General features: G+C 65.2%; 18 protein-coding genes. 11 read left to right on the top strand and 7 right to left on the bottom strand.

Annotation, left to right across the window (positions count from 1 at the left end; translation table 11 throughout):
* Position 1: 1 nt before the first annotated feature.
* The 3 genes from AAFG16_RS28650 to AAFG16_RS28640 all read left to right on the top strand — a co-directional run bounded on the left by AAFG16_RS28650 (position 2) and on the right by AAFG16_RS28640 (position 2,872).
* Positions 2 to 970: a branched-chain amino acid ABC transporter permease gene (locus tag AAFG16_RS28650; RefSeq protein WP_283079697.1), complete on the top strand. Its 969-nt coding sequence runs from the start codon at positions 2 to 4 to the stop codon at positions 968 to 970.
* Between the two features lie 154 nt (positions 971 to 1,124).
* Positions 1,125 to 1,769 carry a DUF47 domain-containing protein gene (locus AAFG16_RS28645; protein ID WP_283079696.1) on the top strand — a complete coding sequence of 215 codons (645 nt, stop codon included), beginning with the start codon at positions 1,125 to 1,127 and terminating at the stop codon, positions 1,767 to 1,769.
* Between the two features lie 98 nt (positions 1,770 to 1,867).
* The gene (locus tag AAFG16_RS28640) at positions 1,868 to 2,872 is read left to right on the top strand and encodes an inorganic phosphate transporter (protein ID WP_342730636.1); all 1,005 of its coding nucleotides are present in this window, start codon (positions 1,868 to 1,870) and stop codon (positions 2,870 to 2,872) included.
* Here AAFG16_RS28640 and sugE read toward each other — a convergent pair.
* On the bottom strand, positions 2,865 to 3,179 hold the full coding sequence (gene sugE / locus AAFG16_RS28635) for a quaternary ammonium compound efflux SMR transporter SugE (RefSeq protein ID WP_283079694.1): 315 nt from the start codon (positions 3,177 to 3,179) through the stop codon (positions 2,865 to 2,867). The two genes, AAFG16_RS28640 and sugE, sit on opposite strands and share 8 nt — an antisense overlap.
* Positions 3,180 to 3,336: 157 nt before the next feature.
* On the opposite strand from sugE, the gene AAFG16_RS28630 reads away from it, so the two are divergent.
* The 8 genes from AAFG16_RS28630 to AAFG16_RS28595 all read left to right on the top strand — a co-directional run bounded on the left by AAFG16_RS28630 (position 3,337) and on the right by AAFG16_RS28595 (position 12,185).
* Positions 3,337 to 4,959 carry a peptide chain release factor 3 gene (locus tag AAFG16_RS28630; RefSeq protein WP_342730634.1) on the top strand — a complete coding sequence of 541 codons (1,623 nt, stop codon included), beginning with the start codon at positions 3,337 to 3,339 and terminating at the stop codon, positions 4,957 to 4,959.
* Positions 4,960 to 5,187: 228 nt separating this feature from the next.
* Positions 5,188 to 5,766: a hypothetical protein gene (locus AAFG16_RS28625; RefSeq protein ID WP_342730632.1), complete on the top strand. Its 579-nt coding sequence runs from the start codon at positions 5,188 to 5,190 to the stop codon at positions 5,764 to 5,766.
* A gap of 71 nt (positions 5,767 to 5,837) precedes the next feature.
* Positions 5,838 to 6,422, top strand: a complete 585-nt coding sequence (locus AAFG16_RS28620) for an NnrU family protein (protein WP_342730629.1) — start codon at positions 5,838 to 5,840, stop codon at positions 6,420 to 6,422.
* 71 nt (positions 6,423 to 6,493) lie between these two features.
* A complete protein-coding gene (locus tag AAFG16_RS28615; RefSeq protein ID WP_342730627.1) occupies positions 6,494 to 8,086 on the top strand; it encodes a class I adenylate-forming enzyme family protein in 1,593 nt (530 codons plus the stop codon).
* 169 nt (positions 8,087 to 8,255) lie between these two features.
* Positions 8,256 to 8,909 (top strand): tetratricopeptide repeat protein, encoded by a 654-nt coding sequence (locus tag AAFG16_RS28610; protein WP_283079689.1) that lies wholly within the window; start codon positions 8,256 to 8,258, stop codon positions 8,907 to 8,909.
* A gap of 44 nt (positions 8,910 to 8,953) precedes the next feature.
* Positions 8,954 to 9,499, top strand: coding sequence for a hypothetical protein (locus AAFG16_RS28605; RefSeq protein WP_342730624.1), 546 nt, complete (start codon positions 8,954 to 8,956; stop codon positions 9,497 to 9,499).
* A 50-nt stretch (positions 9,500 to 9,549) separates the two neighbouring features.
* Positions 9,550 to 10,932, top strand: coding sequence for a ribosome biogenesis GTPase Der (gene der, locus AAFG16_RS28600; protein WP_342730622.1), 1,383 nt, complete (start codon positions 9,550 to 9,552; stop codon positions 10,930 to 10,932).
* The gene (locus AAFG16_RS28595; RefSeq protein ID WP_342730620.1) at positions 10,929 to 12,185 is read left to right on the top strand and encodes a TCR/Tet family MFS transporter; all 1,257 of its coding nucleotides are present in this window, start codon (positions 10,929 to 10,931) and stop codon (positions 12,183 to 12,185) included. The genes der and AAFG16_RS28595 overlap by 4 nt, the downstream gene beginning before the upstream one ends.
* Positions 12,186 to 12,369: 184 nt before the next feature.
* Here the strand turns inward: AAFG16_RS28595 and AAFG16_RS28590 are convergent, their stop codons facing one another.
* The 6 genes from AAFG16_RS28590 to radA form a co-directional block, all read right to left on the bottom strand.
* Positions 12,370 to 13,596, bottom strand: coding sequence for an ABC transporter substrate-binding protein (locus tag AAFG16_RS28590; RefSeq protein ID WP_342730618.1), 1,227 nt, complete (start codon positions 13,594 to 13,596; stop codon positions 12,370 to 12,372).
* 167 nt (positions 13,597 to 13,763) lie between these two features.
* Positions 13,764 to 14,909: a hypothetical protein gene (locus AAFG16_RS28585; protein WP_342730616.1), complete on the bottom strand. Its 1,146-nt coding sequence runs from the start codon at positions 14,907 to 14,909 to the stop codon at positions 13,764 to 13,766.
* A gap of 78 nt (positions 14,910 to 14,987) precedes the next feature.
* Positions 14,988 to 15,728: an SDR family NAD(P)-dependent oxidoreductase gene (locus AAFG16_RS28580; RefSeq protein WP_342730614.1), complete on the bottom strand. Its 741-nt coding sequence runs from the start codon at positions 15,726 to 15,728 to the stop codon at positions 14,988 to 14,990.
* Between the two features lie 156 nt (positions 15,729 to 15,884).
* Complete coding sequence (gene purF, locus AAFG16_RS28575) at positions 15,885 to 17,408, bottom strand: amidophosphoribosyltransferase (RefSeq protein WP_342730612.1); 1,524 nt, start codon at positions 17,406 to 17,408, stop codon at positions 15,885 to 15,887.
* Positions 17,409 to 17,436: 28 nt separating this feature from the next.
* Complete coding sequence (locus AAFG16_RS28570) at positions 17,437 to 18,066, bottom strand: CvpA family protein (RefSeq protein ID WP_092216675.1); 630 nt, start codon at positions 18,064 to 18,066, stop codon at positions 17,437 to 17,439.
* 166 nt (positions 18,067 to 18,232) lie between these two features.
* On the bottom strand, positions 18,233 to 19,681 hold the full coding sequence (gene radA / locus AAFG16_RS28565) for a DNA repair protein RadA (protein ID WP_342730609.1): 1,449 nt from the start codon (positions 19,679 to 19,681) through the stop codon (positions 18,233 to 18,235).
* Positions 19,682 to 19,850: the final 169 nt, after the last annotated feature.

Raw genomic sequence — 19,850 nt, 5'->3', positions numbered from 1 at the left:
TATGACAGCCTTGACGGACGACACGCTGCCGGTAACCCCGCGTGCGATGCGCGACGAGATGATCGTATTCGTGCTGATGGCGCTGCTGCTGGCGTCGGTGCCCTTCACGGGGGTCTATCCGTTCTTCGTGATGCAGGCGCTGTGCTTCGCGCTGCTGGCCTGCGCCTTCAACCTGCTGATCGGTTACGGCGGACTGCTGTCGTTCGGTCACGCGATGTTTATGGGCACCGCCGGTTATTGCAGCGCTCACGCGCTGAAAGTATGGGCGCTGCCGCCGGAGCTCGGCATTCTCGTCGGTGTCGCCGCGGCTTTCGCGCTCTCGATCATCACCGGCTACATCTCGATCCGCCGCCAGGGCATCTATTTCTCGATGATCACCCTGGCGCTCTCGCAGCTCTTGTACTTCATCTATCTCCAGGCGCCGTTCACCCATGGTGAGGACGGCATCCAGGGCATTCCGCAGGGACGCATGTTCGGCGTGCTCGATCTGTCGAAGCCGACCGTGCTCTATTACGTCGTGCTGGTCGGCTTCCTCGCCGGCTTCCTGCTGATCTACCGCATCATCAACTCGCCGTTCGGCGAGGTGTTGAAGTCGATCCGCGAGAACGAGCCGCGCGCGATCTCGCTCGGCTATCGCACCGACCAGTACAAGTTCCTGGCGTTCGTGCTGTCGGGGACGCTGGCGGGCTTTGCCGGTGCGCTGAAGGTGTTCGTGGCGCAGAACGCCTCACTCACCGACGTGCACTGGACGATGTCGGGCGAGGTCGTGCTGATGACGCTGGTTGGCGGTCTCGGCACCATCTTCGGCCCGGTGGTTGGTGCCTTCGCCATCATCGCCATGCAGCAATACCTGGCGGGCTTCGGCCAGTGGGTGACGGTGATTCAGGGCTCGATTTTCGTGGTCTGCGTGCTCACCTTCCGCCGCGGCGTCATTGGCGAAATCGCCCATTACTTCCGGCGCTCGCTCTAAATCATTGATATCGCATCAATTTCATTGGTGCGCTAAAGCGGTGGATGATCCGGCTCCGCGGGCGTGAGAAGACACGCGCGCGGCGTCGAAATGGTCTATGACAGTTTTGTGACGGCTCGTTCGGGCCGGGCCATTTCGAGCCGGTAGCGACCCCATGATGCGTTGGTTTCGCGCTCTGCTTCCCAGGGAAGAGCGCTTTTTCGAACTGTTCGACCGCCATGCCCAGACCGTGATTCAGGGCGCCGTTGCACTCCAGGGCGTGCTCAATGGCGGCGAGGAGACGCCGGTCTATTGCCAGCGCGTCAACCAGTTCGAGAACGAGGCCGACAACATCACCCGCGAGGTGCTGACGGCGGTGCGACGCACTTTCATCACGCCGTTCGATCGCGGCGACATCAAGAACCTCATCACCTCGATGGACGACGCCATCGACCAGATGCAGCAGACCGCCAAGGCCGTGATGCTGTTCGAGGTCCGCACGTTCGAGCCGCCGATGCGCGAGATCGGCGGGCTCCTGATCGAGTGCGCCAATCTGGTCGGACGCGCATTGCCGCTGTTGCAATCGATCGGACCGAACGTCGCGATGCTGACCGCCATCACGGAGGAACTGACCAAGCTCGAGGGGCGCGTCGACGACCTCCATGACATCGGGCTGAAGGAATTGTTCCTCAAGCATCGCGATGGCAACGCGATGGATTTCATCGTCGGCGTCGAGATCTACGACCATCTGGAGAAAGTGGCCGATCGCTTCGACGACGTCGCGAACGAGATCAACAGTATCGTCATCGAGCAGGTCTAGCGCATGATCCGGAAAAGCGTGCAGCGGTTTTCCTTCGCGACAAACGCGGAACGCGTTTGCGCGGAGATCATGCGCGAAGAGTAAGGCAGGGCAGCGCCGTGGATGCCGTGTTGGGTCTTCCTGTCCTGGTCGGACTGATCGCCGTCGCGCTGCTGTTCGACTTCCTGAACGGCCTGCACGACGCCGCCAATTCGATCGCGACCATCGTGTCGACCCGCGTGCTGCGGCCGCAATTCGCGGTGTTCTGGGCCGCGTTCTTCAATTTCGTCGCCTTCATGGTGTTCGGCCTGCACGTCGCCCAGACCATCGGAACCGGCATCATCGATCCCTCGATCGTCGATGCCCAGGTGATCTTCGCCGCTCTCGTCGGCGCCATCATCTGGAACCTCGTGACCTGGGCGCTAGGCATCCCGTCCTCCTCGTCGCATGCGCTGATCGGCGGCCTCGTCGGCGGCGGCATGGCCAAGGCCGGGATCTCGGCGGCGGTGTGGAGCGGTCTGTCGAAGACGGTGCTGGCGATCGTGCTGTCGCCGCTGGTCGGCTTCCTGCTGGCGATGCTGCTGGTGGCGATCGTGTCCTGGCTCTCGGTGCGCTCGACGCCGTTCGCGGTCGATCGCGCGTTTCGCATCCTGCAATTCGCCTCCGCCTCGCTCTATTCGCTCGGCCATGGCGGCAATGATGCGCAGAAGACCATGGGCATCATCGCCGTGCTGCTCTATTCGCAAGGCCATCTCGGCAGCGAATTCTCGGTGCCCTTCTGGGTGGTGCTGTCGTGCCAGGCGGCGATGGCGCTGGGGACGCTGATGGGGGGCTGGCGCATCGTCCGCACCATGGGCCTGCGCATCACCAAACTGACGCCGATGCAGGGCTTTTGCGCCGAGACCGGCGGTGCCGCGACCCTGTTCATGGCGACGTTCCTCGGCGTTCCCGTCTCGACCACCCACACCATCACTGGCGCCATCGTCGGCGTCGGCGCAGCCCGCCGGGTTTCGGCGGTGCGCTGGAACGTCGCAAGCTCGATCGTCTATGCCTGGGTGATCACGATCCCGGCCTCGGCGATCGTGGCTGCGCTGACCTGGTGGGCAGTCCAGCTCTTCAGGTGACGAGCTTCAGGCCGACGATGCCGGCAACGATCAGCCCGATGCTGGCGAGGCGGAAGGCGGTGGCGGGCTCGCCAAACAGGAAGATGCCGAGCGTGGCGGTGCCGACCGCGCCGATCCCGGTCCAGACCGCATAGGCGGTCCCGACGGGCAGGGATTTGAGGGCAAATCCCAGCAGAATGACGCTGCCGGCCATGGCCGCGAGCGTGACGACGGACGGAACAAGCCTGCTGAAACCCTCGGTGTATTTCAGCCCGATCGCCCAGGTGATCTCGAGAAGACCGGCGACGAACAGGATGCTCCAGGCCATGACGACCCTCCATTCAAGGCAGGGTCGTCCCCGCTGGCGATTGGCTGCGAAAGGGAGGGCCGTCCCTCCCGTCGACGGATATGGGGCTGGCCGGAGGGCTCCGCAATCACCAAATGAGGCTTGATCAGGCCCATTTTCCCTGCCAAACGCTCCCGCCATGTCCGACATCGCCACCACCACAGCCGAGTCGCCGGCCCGTTCCCCGCTTGCCTCTGAAGTGGCGCGACGACGGACCTTTGCGATCATCTCCCACCCCGACGCCGGCAAGACCACGCTGACCGAAAAGCTCCTGCTGTTCGGCGGCGCCATCAACCTCGCCGGCCAGGTCAAGGCCAAGGGCGAGCGGCGCAACACGCGTTCGGACTGGATGAAGATCGAGCGCGAGCGCGGCATCTCGGTCGTGACCTCGGTGATGACCTTCGAGTTCGAGGGCCTCGTGTTCAACCTCCTGGACACGCCGGGCCACGAGGACTTTTCGGAAGACACCTATCGCACGCTGACGGCCGTCGACTCCGCCGTCATGGTGATCGACGCCGCCAAGGGCATCGAGGCGCGCACCCGCAAGCTGTTCGAGGTGTGCCGGTTGCGCGACATCCCGATCATCACCTTCATCAACAAGATGGACCGTGAGAGCCGGGACGTGTTCGAGCTGCTCGACGAGATCGAAAAGACCCTGGCGCTCGACACCACGCCGATGACCTGGCCGGTTGGCCGCGGCCGCGACTTCCTTGGCACCTACGACGTCATTAACGGCGGTGTCCGCCTGCTCGAAGGCGGCGGTGCCAAGACCGGCGCCGCGCAGCAGATCGAGATCGCCGAGCTCGCCAAGCTCAACGCCAATCTCGACGCCTCTGCTGTGAAGGACGAACTCGAGCTCGTCACCGAAGCTTCAAAACCATTCGAGCTCGACGCGTTTCGCGAAGGGCATCTAACGCCGGTCTATTTCGGCAGCGCGCTGCGCAATTTCGGCGTCGGCGACCTCCTGGAAGGTCTCGGCAGGTTCGCGCCCGAGCCGCGCGCGCAGGACAGCGACCAGCGCAAGGTCGAGGCCACAGATCCGCGCATGAGCGCCTTCGTGTTCAAGATCCAGGCCAACATGGATCCGAACCACCGCGACCGCATTGCCTTCGCGCGCCTGTGCTCCGGCAAGCTCAGCCGTGGCATGAAGGCGAAGCTGGTACGCACCGGCAAGAGCATGCCGCTGTCGAGCCCGCAATTCTTCTTCGCGCAGGACCGTTCGGTGGCGGATGAGGCCTTTGCCGGCGATGTCGTCGGCATCCCCAATCACGGCACGCTGCGCATCGGCGATACCCTGACCGAGGGCGAGGATTTCAACTTTGTCGGCGTGCCGAGCTTTGCGCCGGAAATCGTTCGCCGCGTCCGGCTCACCGACGCCATGAAGGCGAAGAAGCTGAAGGAAGCGCTTCAGCAGATGTCGGAAGAGGGCGTGGTCCAGGTGTTCCGGCCGCGCGACGGCGCGCCCGCACTGGTCGGCGTGGTCGGCGCACTTCAGCTCGACGTGCTGAAGGCGCGCCTCGAAGCCGAATATTCGCTGCCGGTCGAATTCGAGGTCAGCGAGTTCCAGCTCGCGCGCTGGGTCTCCTCCGAGGACCGCAAGAAGCTCGACACCTTCATCGCCGCCAACACCTCCAGCATCGCCGACGATGTCGACGGCGATCCCGTGTATCTGGCGCGGAACGAATTCTACCTCGGCTACACCAGGGAGCGCGCCGAGGGCATCGAGTTCACCAACGTCAAGGACGTCAAGAAGAAAGGGTAGGGCGCTCTCGCCCGCCACTGGCCACACGCGCCACTGTCATTCCCCGCGAAGGCGGGGAATCCAATACGCCGCAGCCCATCGATCCAATCACAGACGTCTCGGAGTACTGGGTCGCTCGGTCAAGCCGGGCGACGACAGCGGGGGCGAACGCGAGCATGTGAACGCACGCGGACTTGATGCGGTCATCGACAATGCCACTTATTGTCCGTGACATTGTGAGCTCGCATCATGTGGCGCGTCATCCTTCCTTTTCTCCTGCTGGCGATCTCGACGATGGCGGCCGACGCGCGGCCGCGCCAGATCAATCCGATTCCGTTTTCGCACGAGCCGTGCAGCGTACTCGACGGCCGGCCCTGTACGCCGTATTATTGCAGCCCGCTCGAGCCCGGCCCCTGCATTCCCGAGATCGACTATCCCTACGGCCAGAATCTCCAGCTCACGATCGAGAGCGTTCCGTCCGGCGCCGATCGCGCCAAGTATCAAAGGCCGGATCACGACCTCGACACGATCGGCGACCTCTTCGCCGAGCTGCGCAGCTGCTGGTCGCCACCCTCTGACAATGCACGGGCGGGCATGCAGATGTCGGTGCGTTTCAGCTTCAACAAGGCGGGCGCCCTGATCGGCCCGCCACGCCTGACATACGCGACCGCGGGCGTCCCCGCCGACATCCGAACCACCTATCTCAATGCGATCAATTCATCGCTGAAAGCCTGTCTGCCGCTGAAATTCACCAGCGGCCTCGGCGGCGCGCTGGCCGGACGGCCGATTGCGATCCGCTACGTCGACAATCGGGAGCCCGGCAAGTAGCGCGTCAGTTGCGACCGGCGGCCAATCGATGATACGCCATGGGCGGGGGCGCTGGACGAGGGGAGGATGTCGTGGGTCTGCTGGTCATGATCCTGGGGCTGGTGCTGTTTTTTGCGGCCCATGTTTTCACCACGAAACGTGAGGCACGCGGGCAGGCCATCGCGCGGCTGGGCGAGGGGACCTACAAGCTCCTCTACTCCGTCGTTTCGCTTGCGGGGCTGGCGCTGATCATCTGGGGCTTTGCCCATTATCGCAGCTCCGGCTGGATCGATGTCTGGTATCCGCCGAAGGCGCTCAAGCACATCACGCTCGCGCTGATGCTTCCCGCCGTCATCCTGGTGGTCGCCTCCTACCTGCGCGGCCGCATCTATGCGACGCTGAAGCATCCGATGCTGGCCGGCATCAAGCTCTGGGCGGCGGCGCATCTGCTCGCCAATGGCGATCTCGGCTCCATCATCCTGTTCGGCTCGTTCCTGGGCTGGGCGGTGTATGACCGCATCTCGCTCAAGCATCGCAAGGACGCCGGCGCGCCGCCGATCCCGGTGGGCGGCGTCACCAACGATCTGATCGCGGTCGTCGTCGGCATCGTTGCGTATCTGGCGCTGGCCTTTGCGTTCCATCCTGTCGTGATCGGCGTTCCCGTCATCGGCATCTAGCCGACCGGCACAAGACAGCACGGCTCGATCGTGCGCGGAAGATAACAAGAGCAACAAGCCGAGGCGTTCCGATGGACTGGTCGCAATCTCAGATTCCGCCGATGCGTCTCGAGGCGCGCTTTGGCGATCGGGTGGTGCCGGCGTTCTGCGACCGTCCCGCGAACCTGTGGGCGATGATCGCGGACGCCTGCGCCCGCAATGCCGATGGCGAAGCGCTCATCGCAGGCGACGTCCGCCTGAGCTGGCGGCAGGCGGTGGAGCGGGCGGCACGGATCGCGGCGGGCTTTCGCAAGCTCGGCCTGGAACGCGGCGATCGTGTTGCGATCCTGCTCGGCAACCGCATCGAGTTTCCGCTTCTGCTGTTCGCCGCCGCGCATGAGGGGCTCGTCACGGTGCTGCTCAGCACGCGCCAGCAGAAGCCGGAGATCGCCTATGTGCTCGCCGATTGCGGCGCGAAGGTCCTGATCCATGAGGCGGGGCTTGCCGACCGGCTGCCCGATGCATCGGATGTCCCCGATGTGATTCACCGCATCGCCGTCGACAGTGATCCGGTCCTGTCGCGTTTCGCCACGCTCGCTGACCACGCGCCAGCCTCGGCGCCGGTCGAGGTGGGTGAAGAGGACACCGCAATGATCCTCTACACTTCGGGCACGACGGGCAAGCCGAAGGGCGCGATGCTCGCCCATTGCAACATCGTGCATTCCTCGATGGTGTTCGTGTCCTGCCTGCAATTGACGGCGGCGGACCGGTCGATCGCGGCCGTGCCGCTCGGCCACGTCACCGGCGTCGTCGCCAACATCACGACGATGATCCGCTGCGGCGGCGCACTGATCATCATGCCGGAGTTCAAGGCCGCGGATTATCTCAAGCTCGCCGCGCGCGAGCGCGTCACTTACACGGTGATGGTGCCGGCGATGTACAATCTCTGCCTGCTCCAGCCCGATTTCGACAACTATGATCTCTCGAGCTGGCGCATCGGCGGCTTCGGCGGCGCGCCGATGCCGGTCGCGACCATCGAGAAGCTCAAGGCGACTATCCCCGGCCTGAAGCTTGCGAACTGCTACGGCGCGACCGAAACGACGTCACCGTCGACGATCATGCCCGGCGAGCTGACCGCGAGCCACATCGATAGCGTCGGCCTGCCGTGCCCCGGTGCGCGCATCATCGCGATGGGGCCTGATGGCCGTGAGCTGCCGCCCGGCGAGATCGGCGAGCTCTGGATTCGGAGCGCCTCCGTCATCAAGGGCTACTGGAACAATCCGAAGGCGACCGCCGAGAGCTTCACCGCCGGATTCTGGCACTCCGGCGATCTCGGTTCGGTCGACGCCGAAGGCTTCGTCCGCGTGTTCGACCGGCAGAAGGACATGATCAACCGCGGCGGCCTGAAGATCTATTCCGCCGAGGTCGAATCCGTCCTGGCCGGCCATCCCGCGGTGGTCGAGAGTGCGATCATCGCCAGGGCGTGCCCGGTGCTTGGCGAGCGCGTCCATGCCGTCGTGGTGACACGCGCGCCGGTGGCCGCCGATGCCTTGCGGGCCTGGTGCGCGGAACGGCTGTCCGACTACAAGGTCCCCGAGACCATGGCGATCACTGCCGAGCCGCTGCCGCGCAATGCCAATGGCAAGGTGCTGAAGCGGCAGCTGCGGGAGCTCCTGGGGACCTGAGCCGGCCAGAGGGTGGTTTCGGGCTTCTGCCGGGTGGTTAACGCCTTGATTGGGCTGGCTTTGCCTTGCCACCGCCATATCGTTAGGGTACCTCGCCGCCACGCGGGTACGGGATTCTTGACGCGGACGCATTGGCGCGCGCACCCGGACGGGCATGGGATTAGCATAAGTGTCTGAATTATTTGACGAAGTCGACGAGGAAGTACGTCGCGAACAGCTCAAGAAGCTGTGGGATAAGTATTCGATCTACTTCATCGCCCTGATGGTGCTGGTCGTGGCCGCTGTCGGCGGCTGGCGCGGCTATCAATACCTGGAGGCCAAGAAGGCCGCCGAGGCCGGCGCCGCCTTCGAGAAGGCCGTCGAGCTGTCCGACCAGAACAAGCACGCCGAGGCCGAGGCCGCCTTCACCGAGCTCGCCGCCAGGGCGCCGTCGGGCTATCGCACCCTGGCGCGGCTGCGCGCCGCGGCGGAGGCCGCCCCCCGCGATCCCAAGGCGGCCGCGAAGCTGTATGATGATATCGCCGCCGATCGCAGTGTGGGTGGTGAGTGGCAGGATATGGCAAAGATCCGCGCCGCCGGCTTGCTGCTCGACAGCGCGTCCTATGCCGACATTCAGCAGCGGCTCGAGGCTTCGGCCGCGCCCAAATCGACATTCCGCCACAGCGCGCGCGAGATGCTGGCGCTGTCGGCCTGGCGCAACAATGACGCGACCGCCGCGCGCAAATGGCTCGATACGATTGCCGAAGACGGCGAAACGCCGCCAGGACTGCGCTCGCGCGCCGAGGCGCTTCAGGCTCTGCTGCCGCCCGTCGCCAAAAGCTGACCAAGAGCTGACCTTCGGGCCCTCTGACGTAACGAGACACCAAGATGCGCCGCACGCCACGCTTGATCGCAGCCGCCGTCCTGATCGCCTTCACAGGCGTCCTGGGCGGCTGCTCCAGCTTCGATCCAAGCGACATGCTCGACTTCCTCGACACCAAGAAGAAGCTGCCAGGCGACCGTAAGCCGGTGTTCCCGGAAGGTGTCCCGGGCCTCGAGCAAGGCGTCCCGAAGGAGCTGTACAAGGGCGCCCAGCAACAGCCCGATCCGAACGCGGGGGCCGTTGCGGCTTTGCCGACAGAGCCGCCGCCGCCTGAGCCGGCCAGGGGCGCCAAGGCGAAGAAGAGCAAGCAGCCGGCCGCCGCGGCCGCACCCGCGCAGGCGCCGGCCGGCGAGGTCGATGGCGAGGCCCAGCCGGAAGCTGCACCGCCGTCGGCCGCTCCGCCGCCCAAGCAGAAGATCGTCCGCAAGCGCACCACCGCGCCGCCGCCGGACCAGCCCGTCCAACAGCAGCCGGCACAATCGGCCCAGACCACGCAGCAGTCGCAGGGCGCTTTCCCGGCGCCGCTGCCGAGCGGCAGCTTCTCGCGCTAATCATCCTCACTGCATTGACAGGCGCAGCCTCGGCAGCGCACGAATGACCGATGTCCTTCACGATCGCCATCATCGGCCGGCCCAATGTCGGCAAGTCGACGCTGTTCAACCGCCTGGTCGGACAGAAGCTCGCGCTCGTCGATGATCTGCCGGGCGTCACCCGCGACCGCCGCGAGGGTGAGGCCAGGCTCGGCGATCTCCAGTTCACCATCATCGATACCGCCGGTCTCGACGAGGGCGCCAGGGGTTCGCTGACCGCACGGATGCAGGAGCAGACCGAGACCGCGATCGCGCAGGCGGACGCGCTGTTCTTCGTGATCGACGCCCGCATCGGCCTCACGCCCACTGATCGCGCCTTCGCCGATTTTGCCCGCAAGGCCAACAAGCCGGTGCTGCTCGTCGCCAACAAGAGCGAGGGCAAGCATGGCGATGCCGGCGCGATGGAATCCTTTGCGCTCGGTCTCGGCGATCCCATCCAGATCTCGGCCGAGCATGGCGAGGGCATGGGCGAGCTCTACGATGAGCTGGCTAAGCTGATGCCGGAGCCCGTCGAAGAAGACGAGGATGAGGACGACGCGCCGCTCTCGGAAGAAGAGGCCGCGACGCGCCCGATCCGGGTCGCTATCGTCGGCCGGCCCAATGCCGGCAAGTCGACGCTGATCAATCATCTGCTCGGCGAAGAACGTTTGTTGACCAGCCCGGAGGCCGGCACCACGCGCGATTCCATCGCAGTCGAGATCAACTGGAAGGGCCGCGATTTCCGCGTGTTCGATACCGCAGGTCTGCGCCGGCGCTCGCGCATCGAGGAGAAGCTGGAAAAGCTCTCGGTCGCCGACGCGCTGCGCGCGGTGCGCTTTGCCGAAGTCGTCGTGCTGATGATGGACTCGCAGAACCGCTTCGAGGAGCAGGACCTGCGCATCGCCGATCTGATCGAGCGCGAGGGCCGCGCCGTCGTGCTCGCCGTCAACAAATGGGACCTGATGGAGACCAAGGGCGGCGGTGCGATCTCCGGCCTGCGCCGCGACGCCGATCATTGGCTGCCGCAGGTCAAGGGCGTGCCGATCGTTGCCGTGTCAGGCTTGATGGGCGAGGGCATCGACCGCCTGATGCAGGCGATCCAGGACGCCTATGCGGTCTGGAACAGGCGCGTGCCGACCTCCGCACTCAATCGCTGGTTCGAGCAGGCGATCCAGGCCAATCCGCCGCCCGCGGTGTCCGGCCGCCGGCTGAAGCTGAACTACATCACGCAGAACAAGGCGCGCCCGCCGAGCTTCGTGCTGTTCTGCTCGCGCGCCGACGCCGTGCCGCAGTCCTATTTGCGCTATTTGACCAATTCCATGCGCGAGACCTTCGAGCTTCCGGGAACGCCGGTGCGCATCACCCTGCGCGAGAAGGCCAATCCCTTCGCGCACAAGCGCAAGCGGCCGTCATGAGTGACGGCGCCGGCGAGGCGGTGGCGCAAGGCACAGCGCCGGTCCGGCGCGGCGCGGTCGCCTTCATCTTCGTCACCATCCTGCTCGACATGCTCGCGCTCGGCGTGATCATGCCGATCCTGCCAAAGCTGGTCGAGAGCTTCGTGGGCAACGACACGGCTCATGCGGCGCGCATTTTCGGACTGTTCGGCACCGCCTGGGCGCTGATGCAGTTCGTGTTCTCGCCGATGCTTGGCGCGCTGTCGGATCGCTTCGGACGGCGGCCAGTGGTGCTGCTGTCGAATTTTGGGCTCGCCGCCGACTACGTGCTGATGGCGCTGGCGCCGTCGCTGACGTGGCTGTTCATCGGCCGCTTGATCTCCGGAATCACCTCGGCGAGCATCTCGACCGCCTTTGCCTACATCTCGGACATCACGCCGCCGGAACAGCGGGCGGCGGTGTTCGGCAGGATTGGCGCGGCGTTCGGTGCAGGATTCATCCTGGGGCCGGCGCTCGGCGGTCTGCTCGGCGACATCGATCCGCGGCTGCCGTTCTGGGCCGCGGCGGCCTTGAGCTTTGCCAATGCGCTCTATGGATTACTGGTCCTGCCGGAATCGCTGGCGCCCGAAAAACGCGCGCCGTTCCACTGGACCAGCGCCAATCCGGTCGGAGCGCTACGTCTGCTGCGTTCCAACGCGGCACTGGCTGGGCTGTCGATCGTCAATTTCATCGCGCAAGTCGCGCATGTGGTGCTGCCGTCGACCTTCGTGCTCTATGCGACCTATCGCTACGGTTGGGATTCCAAGACCGTGGGCCTGACGCTGGCCATGGTCGGCATCTGCACCATGGTGGTGCAGGGGCTTGCGATCGGCCCGATCGTGCGCCTGCTCGGCGAGCGGAACGCGCTGCTGATGGGCTTGTGCTGTGGCGCGATCGGCTTCGTGATCCTGGGCGCTGCGCCGACCGGACCGCTGTCCTGGATCGGTATTCCCGTGCTGTCGCTGTGGGGCATCTCTGGCGCCGCCTCGCAATCGCTGATGACGCGGCTGGTCGCGCCCGATCAGCAGGGCCAGTTGCAGGGCGCGACCGCGAGCGTGCAGAGCGTCTCGCAGCTCGTCGGCCCGTTCCTGTTCACCCTGACGTTCTCCTATTTCATCGGCGCCAGCGCGCCGCTGCATCTGCCCGGCGCGCCATTCCTGCTCGCGGCCGTGCTGATGGTGGCGTGCGTTGCGATCGCGCTGCGGGCGCTGGCGACCACGAAGACAGTCTCGTAGACCCCGTAGGGTGGGCAAAGCGAAGCGTGCCCACCACGTCTTGAGTATGTGGCGAGAAGGTGGGCACGGCGCTTACGCGCCTTTGCCCACCCTACGGCAGTGTAGAATGCCGCGCGAGATCCTCAGGTGCAATTGCGCACCATAGTTCGATGCTATGCATCGCCCCGGGATGACCGCTACGCGGTCACTTCTTCACCAGCGGGCACTCGCTGTCCTTGAGCGGCTTGGCCGCGTCTTCGGCCGAGATGGTCGCGACCAGCTTGTAATAGTCCCACGGACCCTTCGACTCCTCCGGCTTCTTCACCTCGAACAGGTAAGCCGGGATGATGCGGCGGCCGTCCTCGCGCAGCGGGCCCTTGCCGAACAGCGGATCGTCGGTCGGGATTTCCTTCATCTTGGCGACGACCTTGGCGCCGTCATGCGGGTTGCCGCCGAGCGCCTCGAGCGCCTTGAGGTAATGCAGCACGCCGGCATAGTTGCCGGCCTGCGTCATCGACGGCATCGCCTTGTTGGCGGTCTTTTCCTGGAAACGCTTCGAGAACGCGCGCGTGCCCTCGTTGAGATCCCAGTAGAAGGATTCGGTGAAGGTCAGGCCGTGCGCGGTCTTGAGGCCGAGCGAGTGGACGTCGTTGATGAACAGCAGGAGCGCGGCGAGCTTCTGGCCGCCTTCGACGATGCCGAACTCGGCCGCCTGCTTGATCGAGTTGGTGGTGTCGCCGCCGGCATTGGCGAGCCCGACGATCTTCGCCTTGGAGTTCTGCGCCTGCAGCAGGAAAGAAGAGAAGTCGGACGTGTTGAGCGGATGCTTGACACCGCCGAGCACCTTGCCGCCGTTCGCGGTGACGACCGCGCTGGTGTCACGCTCGAGCGCGGCGCCGAACGCATAGTCGGCGGTCAGGAAGAACCAGGTGTCGCCGCCGGCCTTGGTCAGCGCCTTGCCGGTGCCGTTGGCGAGCATGTAGGTGTCGTAGGTGTAGGAGATGGTGTTGGCGTTGCAGGCCTTGCCGGTGAGGTCGGCGCTGGCGCCGCCATTGTTGAGCAGGACGACGTTCTTTTCCTTGGCGACGTTGCTGACCGCAAGCGCCACGCCGGAGTTGGGCGTGTCGGTGATCATGTCGACCTTCTGGGTGTCGATCCACTGCCGCGCGATGTTGACCCCGATGTCCGGCTTGTTCTGGTGGTCGCCGCTGACGACTTCGATCTTCCAGCCCTTGGCAGCGAGGCCGGAATCCTCCACCGCCATCTTGACTGCCACCACGGAGTTGGGGCCGCCGATGTCGGCGTAGAGACTGGACATGTCATTGAGCACGCCGATCCTGACGGTCTTGTCCTGGGCGTAGGCGGATGTGGCAAAACCGAAAGCGGCGCAGGCCAGAAGGGCCGCGGAGCGGCGCGCGAACGTCGTCGTCATAAAAGGTTTCCTCCATTGTCAAATATGCGGACGGCTCTCTTGCGGAGCCTTGTTCCGGCTGATGGCTCTACCGTGTCCCGCAGGTCCCGGCAATGCGCCTAAAGCCGGATGACGCTGCGTCGTAGCGTCATCCGTCGGTTAACTTTTGGACAAAATGCGTTGAGACGCTATTTCAGCGCGTCCGAGGTCAGCTTGAATTTCTGGATGCGTTTTCCGGTATCGACCTCGGCGGTATAGACGTTACCCTTGGCGTCGATCGCCATCGCATGCACCCAGTGGAATTGCCCGGCATTGCGGCCGTTATGCCCGAAGCTGCCGACGACGCCGCCGTCGTCGCGCTTGATCACCCTGATCTCGTTGTTCTCGCCGTCGGCGCTGAGCAGATAAGTCTGCTTCGGATCGGGCCAGATCGCGATGTCCCAGACGGCGCCATTGCCGAGCGTGTTCTTCTCGAAGAAGAACTCTTTCACGAAGGTGCCGTCCTTTTTGAACACCTGGATGCGGTTGTTGATGCGGTCGCAGACGTAGACGAGGCCGTCATTGGTGAGCTTCACGCAGTGCACGGGATTTCCGAATTGCTGCGACACTGGCGCCTTGGGATCATAGGCCGCCTGCTTGGCATCATCAGGCTTGTTGCCATAGGCGCCCCAGTGCCGCTTGTAAGCGAGCGTCGTCGCATCGAACACGATGACGCGGCGATTGCCGTAGCCGTCGGCGACGTAGATTTCGTTCGCTTCCTTGTCGAGCGCGGTTTCGGCGGGCTTGCCGAGCTGCGTCGTGTCGTTGCTGCCGAGGCTCGGCGCGATCTTGCCGATCTGCGCGACGAACTTGCCGTCCAGCGTGAACTTCAGGATCGCGTTGTCGTTGTCGGCGTTGCCGCCGACCCAGACGAAGCCGCGTTCGTCGACCTCGATGCCGTGCTCGCGGCCGACCCATTCATAGCCTTCGCCCGGTCCGCCCCAGGACCGCAGCAGGTTGCCATCGCTGTCGAACTCGAGGACGGGCGGCGCCGAGACGCAGCATTTGGAGCGCGGCGGGTTGAGGCTCGCGCCTTTCTCATCGTCGGTGAGCGAGCGCGGGCGATGGATCACCCAGATATGGCCCTGCCAGTCGACGGTGATGCCGCCGACCTGGCCGAGGATCCAGTTGTTCGGCAGCTGCTTCGGCCAGGAAGGATCGACCGCGAAGGTCGGGACGTCGGCAGCAATCGCAACGCCCGGAAGGACGAGCGCAATGGCTGCGATCAGGATGGAGAAGGCGTGAGAGACATTTGCGAGCGCACGCGAAAGCCCTGCGCGATGCCATGGTGTCATGGCGACCTCCCTTTTTTGGCCTGCAGCTTGCTGCCGCTTGAGCGCCGGCAGTCAATCGCGGGGAGGGACCCGAGTCAATCAGGCCGGCGGGCGGAAGCTCATCAGGCTGCGGGTCTTATAGTCGTAGAACTTGCCAGTCTCGGTCCAGTCGGGCGCGCAGAGCGGCACGATGAATTCGGCGACCTGCTCGGGCGTGTCGAGCGTCGCGGGGTCTTCGCCGGGCATCAGGGTCGCGCGCATACGGGTGCGGATCGGCCCGGGATTGAACAGGTTGACGCGTAGAGACGTGTTCGCGGTCTCCTGCGCCCAGGCGCGCGCCAGCGTCTCCAGCGCGGCCTTGGAGGCGGCGTAGGGGCTGACATAGGCGGTCGCCTTGTTGGCGGCGCCGGAGGTGATGAACACGGCGCGGCCGGCATCGGATTGCCTCAGCAGCGGCTCCATGCAGCGGATCAGCTGGAAGTTGGCAGAGACGTTGACGGCCATGACGTCGTTGAACGTCTTCAGCTCGATATGGCCGATGGGCGAAGAGGGGCCGAGCACGCCGGCATTGCCGACGAGGATGTCGAGCTTGCCATAACGCTCGTGCAGGCCGGCGCCTAACCGCGCGATGCCATCAAAATCGGTGAGGTTCAGTGGCACCAGCGTGGCGCTGCCGCCGATTTTCCGGATCTCGTCGTCGAGCTCTTCCAGCCCGCCCTGTGTGCGCGCGGTGGCAACGATATGCGCGCCGGCCTTTGCCAAAGCGAGGGCCGTGGCGAATCCAATGCCGCGCGAGGCGCCGGTGACGAGAGCGATGCGGTTGGCGAGCGGTTTTGTCATGCAGGCGGTATCGCAGAGGCAGGCGGCCCGCACAAGCCTGCGGCATTGTCATTCCGGGGCGATGCGAAGCATCGAACCCGGAATCTAGAGGCTGCAAGACAACGTCGAGATCCCGGGTTCGGTCCTGCGGACCGCCCCGGGATGACGGCTACGCCGTCAGCTCGCCTCCGCCAGCAGCGACAGCTGCCGCGGTTGCTGTTCGGTCTGGGTCTGGTCGGTGAGGTGGGTCGGATAGGCCCCGGTGAAGCAATGATCCGAGAATTTCGGATTGGCGGGATCGCGACCGGGCTCGCCCATGGCGCGGTACATGCCGTCGATCGACAGGAAGGCGAGCGAGTCGGCGCCGATGATCTCGCGCATCTCCTCCAGCGAATGTGTCGCCGCAAGAAGACCGCCGCGATCGGGCAGGTCGATGCCGTAATAATCAGGGTAGAGGATCGGCGGCGAAGCGAGGCGGAAATGCACTTCCTTCGCGCCGGCATCGCGCATCATGCGCACGATCTTCTTCGAGGTGGTGCCGCGCACCAGCGAGTCGTCGATCAGGATGATGCGCTTGCCTTCGATCGCGGCGCGGTTGGCCGAATGCTTCATGCGCACGCCGGATTCGCGGATCGCCTGCGTCGGCTGGATGAAGGTGCGGCCGACATAGTGGTTGCGGATGATGCCGAGCTCGAACGGCACGCCGGAATGCTGGCTGTAGCCGACCGCAGCGGGTACGCCGGAATCCGGCACCGGCACGACGACGTCGATCGGCACGTGGCTCTCGCGCGCGAGCTGCGCGCCGAAGGCCTTGCGCACTTCATAGACCGAGCGGCCGTGAACGATGGAATCCGGCCGGGAGAAATAGATGTATTCGAAGATGCAGGGGCGCGGCGCCATCGGCGGGAACGGCTTGTGGATGTCCTGGCCGTTCTCGTCGAACACGATGACTTCGCCCGGCTCGATGTCGCGGATGAAGCGGGCGCCGATGATGTCGAGCGCGCAGGTCTCCGAGGTCAGGATCGGGCAGCCGTCGAGCTCACCGAGCACGAGCGGACGGATGCCGCGCGGGTCGCGCGCGCCGACGAGTTTCTTGTTGGTCAGCGAGACCAGCGCATAGGCGCCCTCGATCTCGCGCAGCGCGTCGATGTAGCGCTCGATGAAGCGGGCGCGCTTGGAGCGCGCGACCAGATGCAGGATCACTTCGGTGTCGGTGGTCGACTGCATCATCGCGCCGTGCTTCACGAGCTCGCGGCGCAGCGTCAGGCCGTTGGTGAGGTTGCCGTTGTGGGCGACCGCGAGGCCGCCGGCATTGAGCTCGGCGAACAGCGGCTGCACGTTGCGCAGGATGGTGGCGCCGGTGGTGGAGTAGCGGACATGGCCGACTGCCATGTTGCCGGGCAGGCGATCGATCACCTCGCGGCGGGAGAAGGTGTCGCCGACGAGACCGAGGCGGCGTTCGCTGTGAAAGCGGCTGCCGTCGTAGGAGACGATGCCGGCGGCTTCCTGGCCGCGGTGCTGGAGGGCGTGGAGACCGAGCGCCGTGATGGCGGCGGCGTCGGGGTGGCCGTAGATGCCGAACACGCCGCATTCCTCGCGCAGCGTATCCCCTTCCAGATCGTCCTGAAGCTCCAGCGCGGATGGGCCCAAACCGGCCTTGGCGTCGAGATCAAGTTGAGCGTCCTGGTCAGGGTGTCGCATCTCGTTCGCGCCTCTCTCTGGGCTCAAGTCAACGTGCCGCGGGTTTCTCGATCAGTTTTTTCAAACTGTCACGAGCCGGTTTACTGTATCCGTCGCCACTGCCCGAAGGCTGCTGCTCGGAATCAGCTTGATCATCATCTGGTTTGTTTTTCTTGAATCTCTTCAAGATGGTGTTCTCGGGGTCATCAGGCAAGAGGGACATCAGCCAATCGCCGGTTCCCTGGAGCACGACGCGGGACTTGGCCCCCGTGACCCAGTCGGGGCGCTGCTTGTCCGGCACCAGCCAGGTGAAGAACAGGAACGCGACCACGACGATCAAAAGCCCGCGAGCGAGGCCAAACAGGAACCCCAGGGTGCGGTCCAGCGCGCCGATGCGCGAATCCAGGATCATGTCGGAGATCCGGACCGTGATCACGGAAACGATGACCAGGGTGCCGACGAACACGCCTGCGACGACGACCACGCTCGCGACCGTGTCGTTGTTGAAATAGGTCTTGGCCGTCGGCAGCAGCTTCGAGAAGGAGTAGAGCGTCACGATCGCCGCCGTGCCCCAGGCTGCGATCGACAGGATTTCGCGCATGAAGCCGCGGACCATGGCGAGCAGGCCCGAGATCAGCATCACACCGAGCAGGATCAGGTCGAGGAGTGTTACTGGCATCGGCTGGTCTGGTCCGCTCGTACTTCAAAGGTGCTCAGCGAATCGGTGCTTGGCCGCTGCCTTAAAAGAGGGGCAGACGGCGTTCCCGGCAAGGCCGCAACCACGCAATCCCATGCTGCTTTTGTGACGGCTGTATAGCGGCGGGGGCGGGGAACGTCACCTCCAGCTAACCCTCTCCACGGCGGAATCTTGCCGGTGTGGCATTTTTCTCCGCCGGCGGGCTCTGTTCGCCGCGGCGGGAGCCTTTGGCGGCGATTTCGGCCACCAGCGTGGTGAGGCTGTTGACCGCGTTTAGCGACAATCCGGCGTCACCGCCGGCATCGCCGCCCCGGGCCGATTCGGGCAGTACGGCGCGTTTGAAGCCGAGCTTGGCCGCTTCCTTGAGCCGGGCCGGGGTCTGTGCCACCGGACGGATCACGCCGGAGAGCGAGATCTCGCCGAAATAGACGGCATCGGTGGGTAACTGCGCATTAACCAGGGACGATACCAGTGCGGCTGCGGCGGCCATGTCGGCCGCCGGCTCGTGGATGCGCAGGCCGCCCGCGACGTTCAGATAGACGTCGTGGCCGGACAGTTTGACCCCGCAATGGGCCTCCAGCACCGCCAGCACCATCGAGAGCCGGCTCTGGTCCCAGCCGACCACGGCCCGCCGCGGGGTGCCGAGCGAGGTCGGGGCCACAAGCGCCTGCAATTCGACCAGGACGGGCCTCGTACCCTCGATGCCCGCAAAGACTGCGGTGCCGGGCGTGCCGAGATCGCGCTCGGACAGGAACAGCTCGGAAGGGTTGGTGACCTCGCGCAGGCCAAGGCCGGTCATCTCGAACACGCCGATCTCGTCGGTCGGGCCGAAACGGTTCTTCACGGCGCGCAGGATGCGGAATTGCTGCGAGCCTTCGCCCTCGAACGACATCACCGCGTCGACCATGTGCTCGACGACGCGAGGGCCCGCGATCTGGCCGTCCTTGGTGACGTGGCCGACCAGGATGATGGCAGCGCCGGTTTTCTTGGCGAAACGAATGAGGGCCTGTGCCGAGGCGCGCACCTGCGTCACCGTGCCGGGCGCCGATTCCACCGTGTCCGTCCACATGGTCTGGATCGAGTCGATCACGATCAGCCGCGGGACCGCGCCGTCCGACAGCGTCGAGACGATGTCTTCCACCGATGTCTCTGCGGCGAGCTGCACCGGCGCGTCGGACAGGCCGAGCCGCTCGGCGCGCAGCCGAACCTGGGCGATGGCTTCTTCGCCGGAGATGTAGACGATGCGGTGGCCGGCGCGCGCCATCATGCTGGTCGCCTGCGTCAACAGCGTCGACTTGCCGATGCCGGGATCGCCGCCGACCAAGAGCACCGAGCCGCGGACGAAGCCGCCACCGGTGACGCGGTCGAGCTCGGTCATCCCCGACGACAGGCGCGGCGCGTCCGGGCTCTTGCCGGCAAGGCTCTCGAGGGCGAACGTCCGGCCTTTGCGCTTGGAGCGGATCGACACCGGGACGCTACCGCTGGTGTCTTCTTCCGCGAGCGTATTCCACTCGCCGCAGGACTCGCATTTGCCCTGCCAGCGGTTATAGGCCGCGCCGCAGTTCTGGCAGACGAAGGAAAGCGTGTTCTTGGCCATGGGGACAGCGAGTCGGAGGGGTTTCGGGCCTGCTGATAGCACGGAACGGAGGGCGGACAGAGCGACCCGCGCCGCCAAATATGGCAATTCAGCGCGTCCGATACACCCTTTGTTAGCTCTGCGCCGCGGCACTAGGCCGGACTTTGCCAAATGTTAGCGGACGCAGGCC

The organism is Bradyrhizobium sp. B117 (assembly GCF_038969555.1).
In the GTDB taxonomy this organism is placed as follows: Bacteria; Pseudomonadota; Alphaproteobacteria; order Rhizobiales; family Xanthobacteraceae; genus Bradyrhizobium.
Note: the sequence above shows the minus strand (reverse complement) of the source record. Positions and strands in the feature narration are given on the sequence as shown.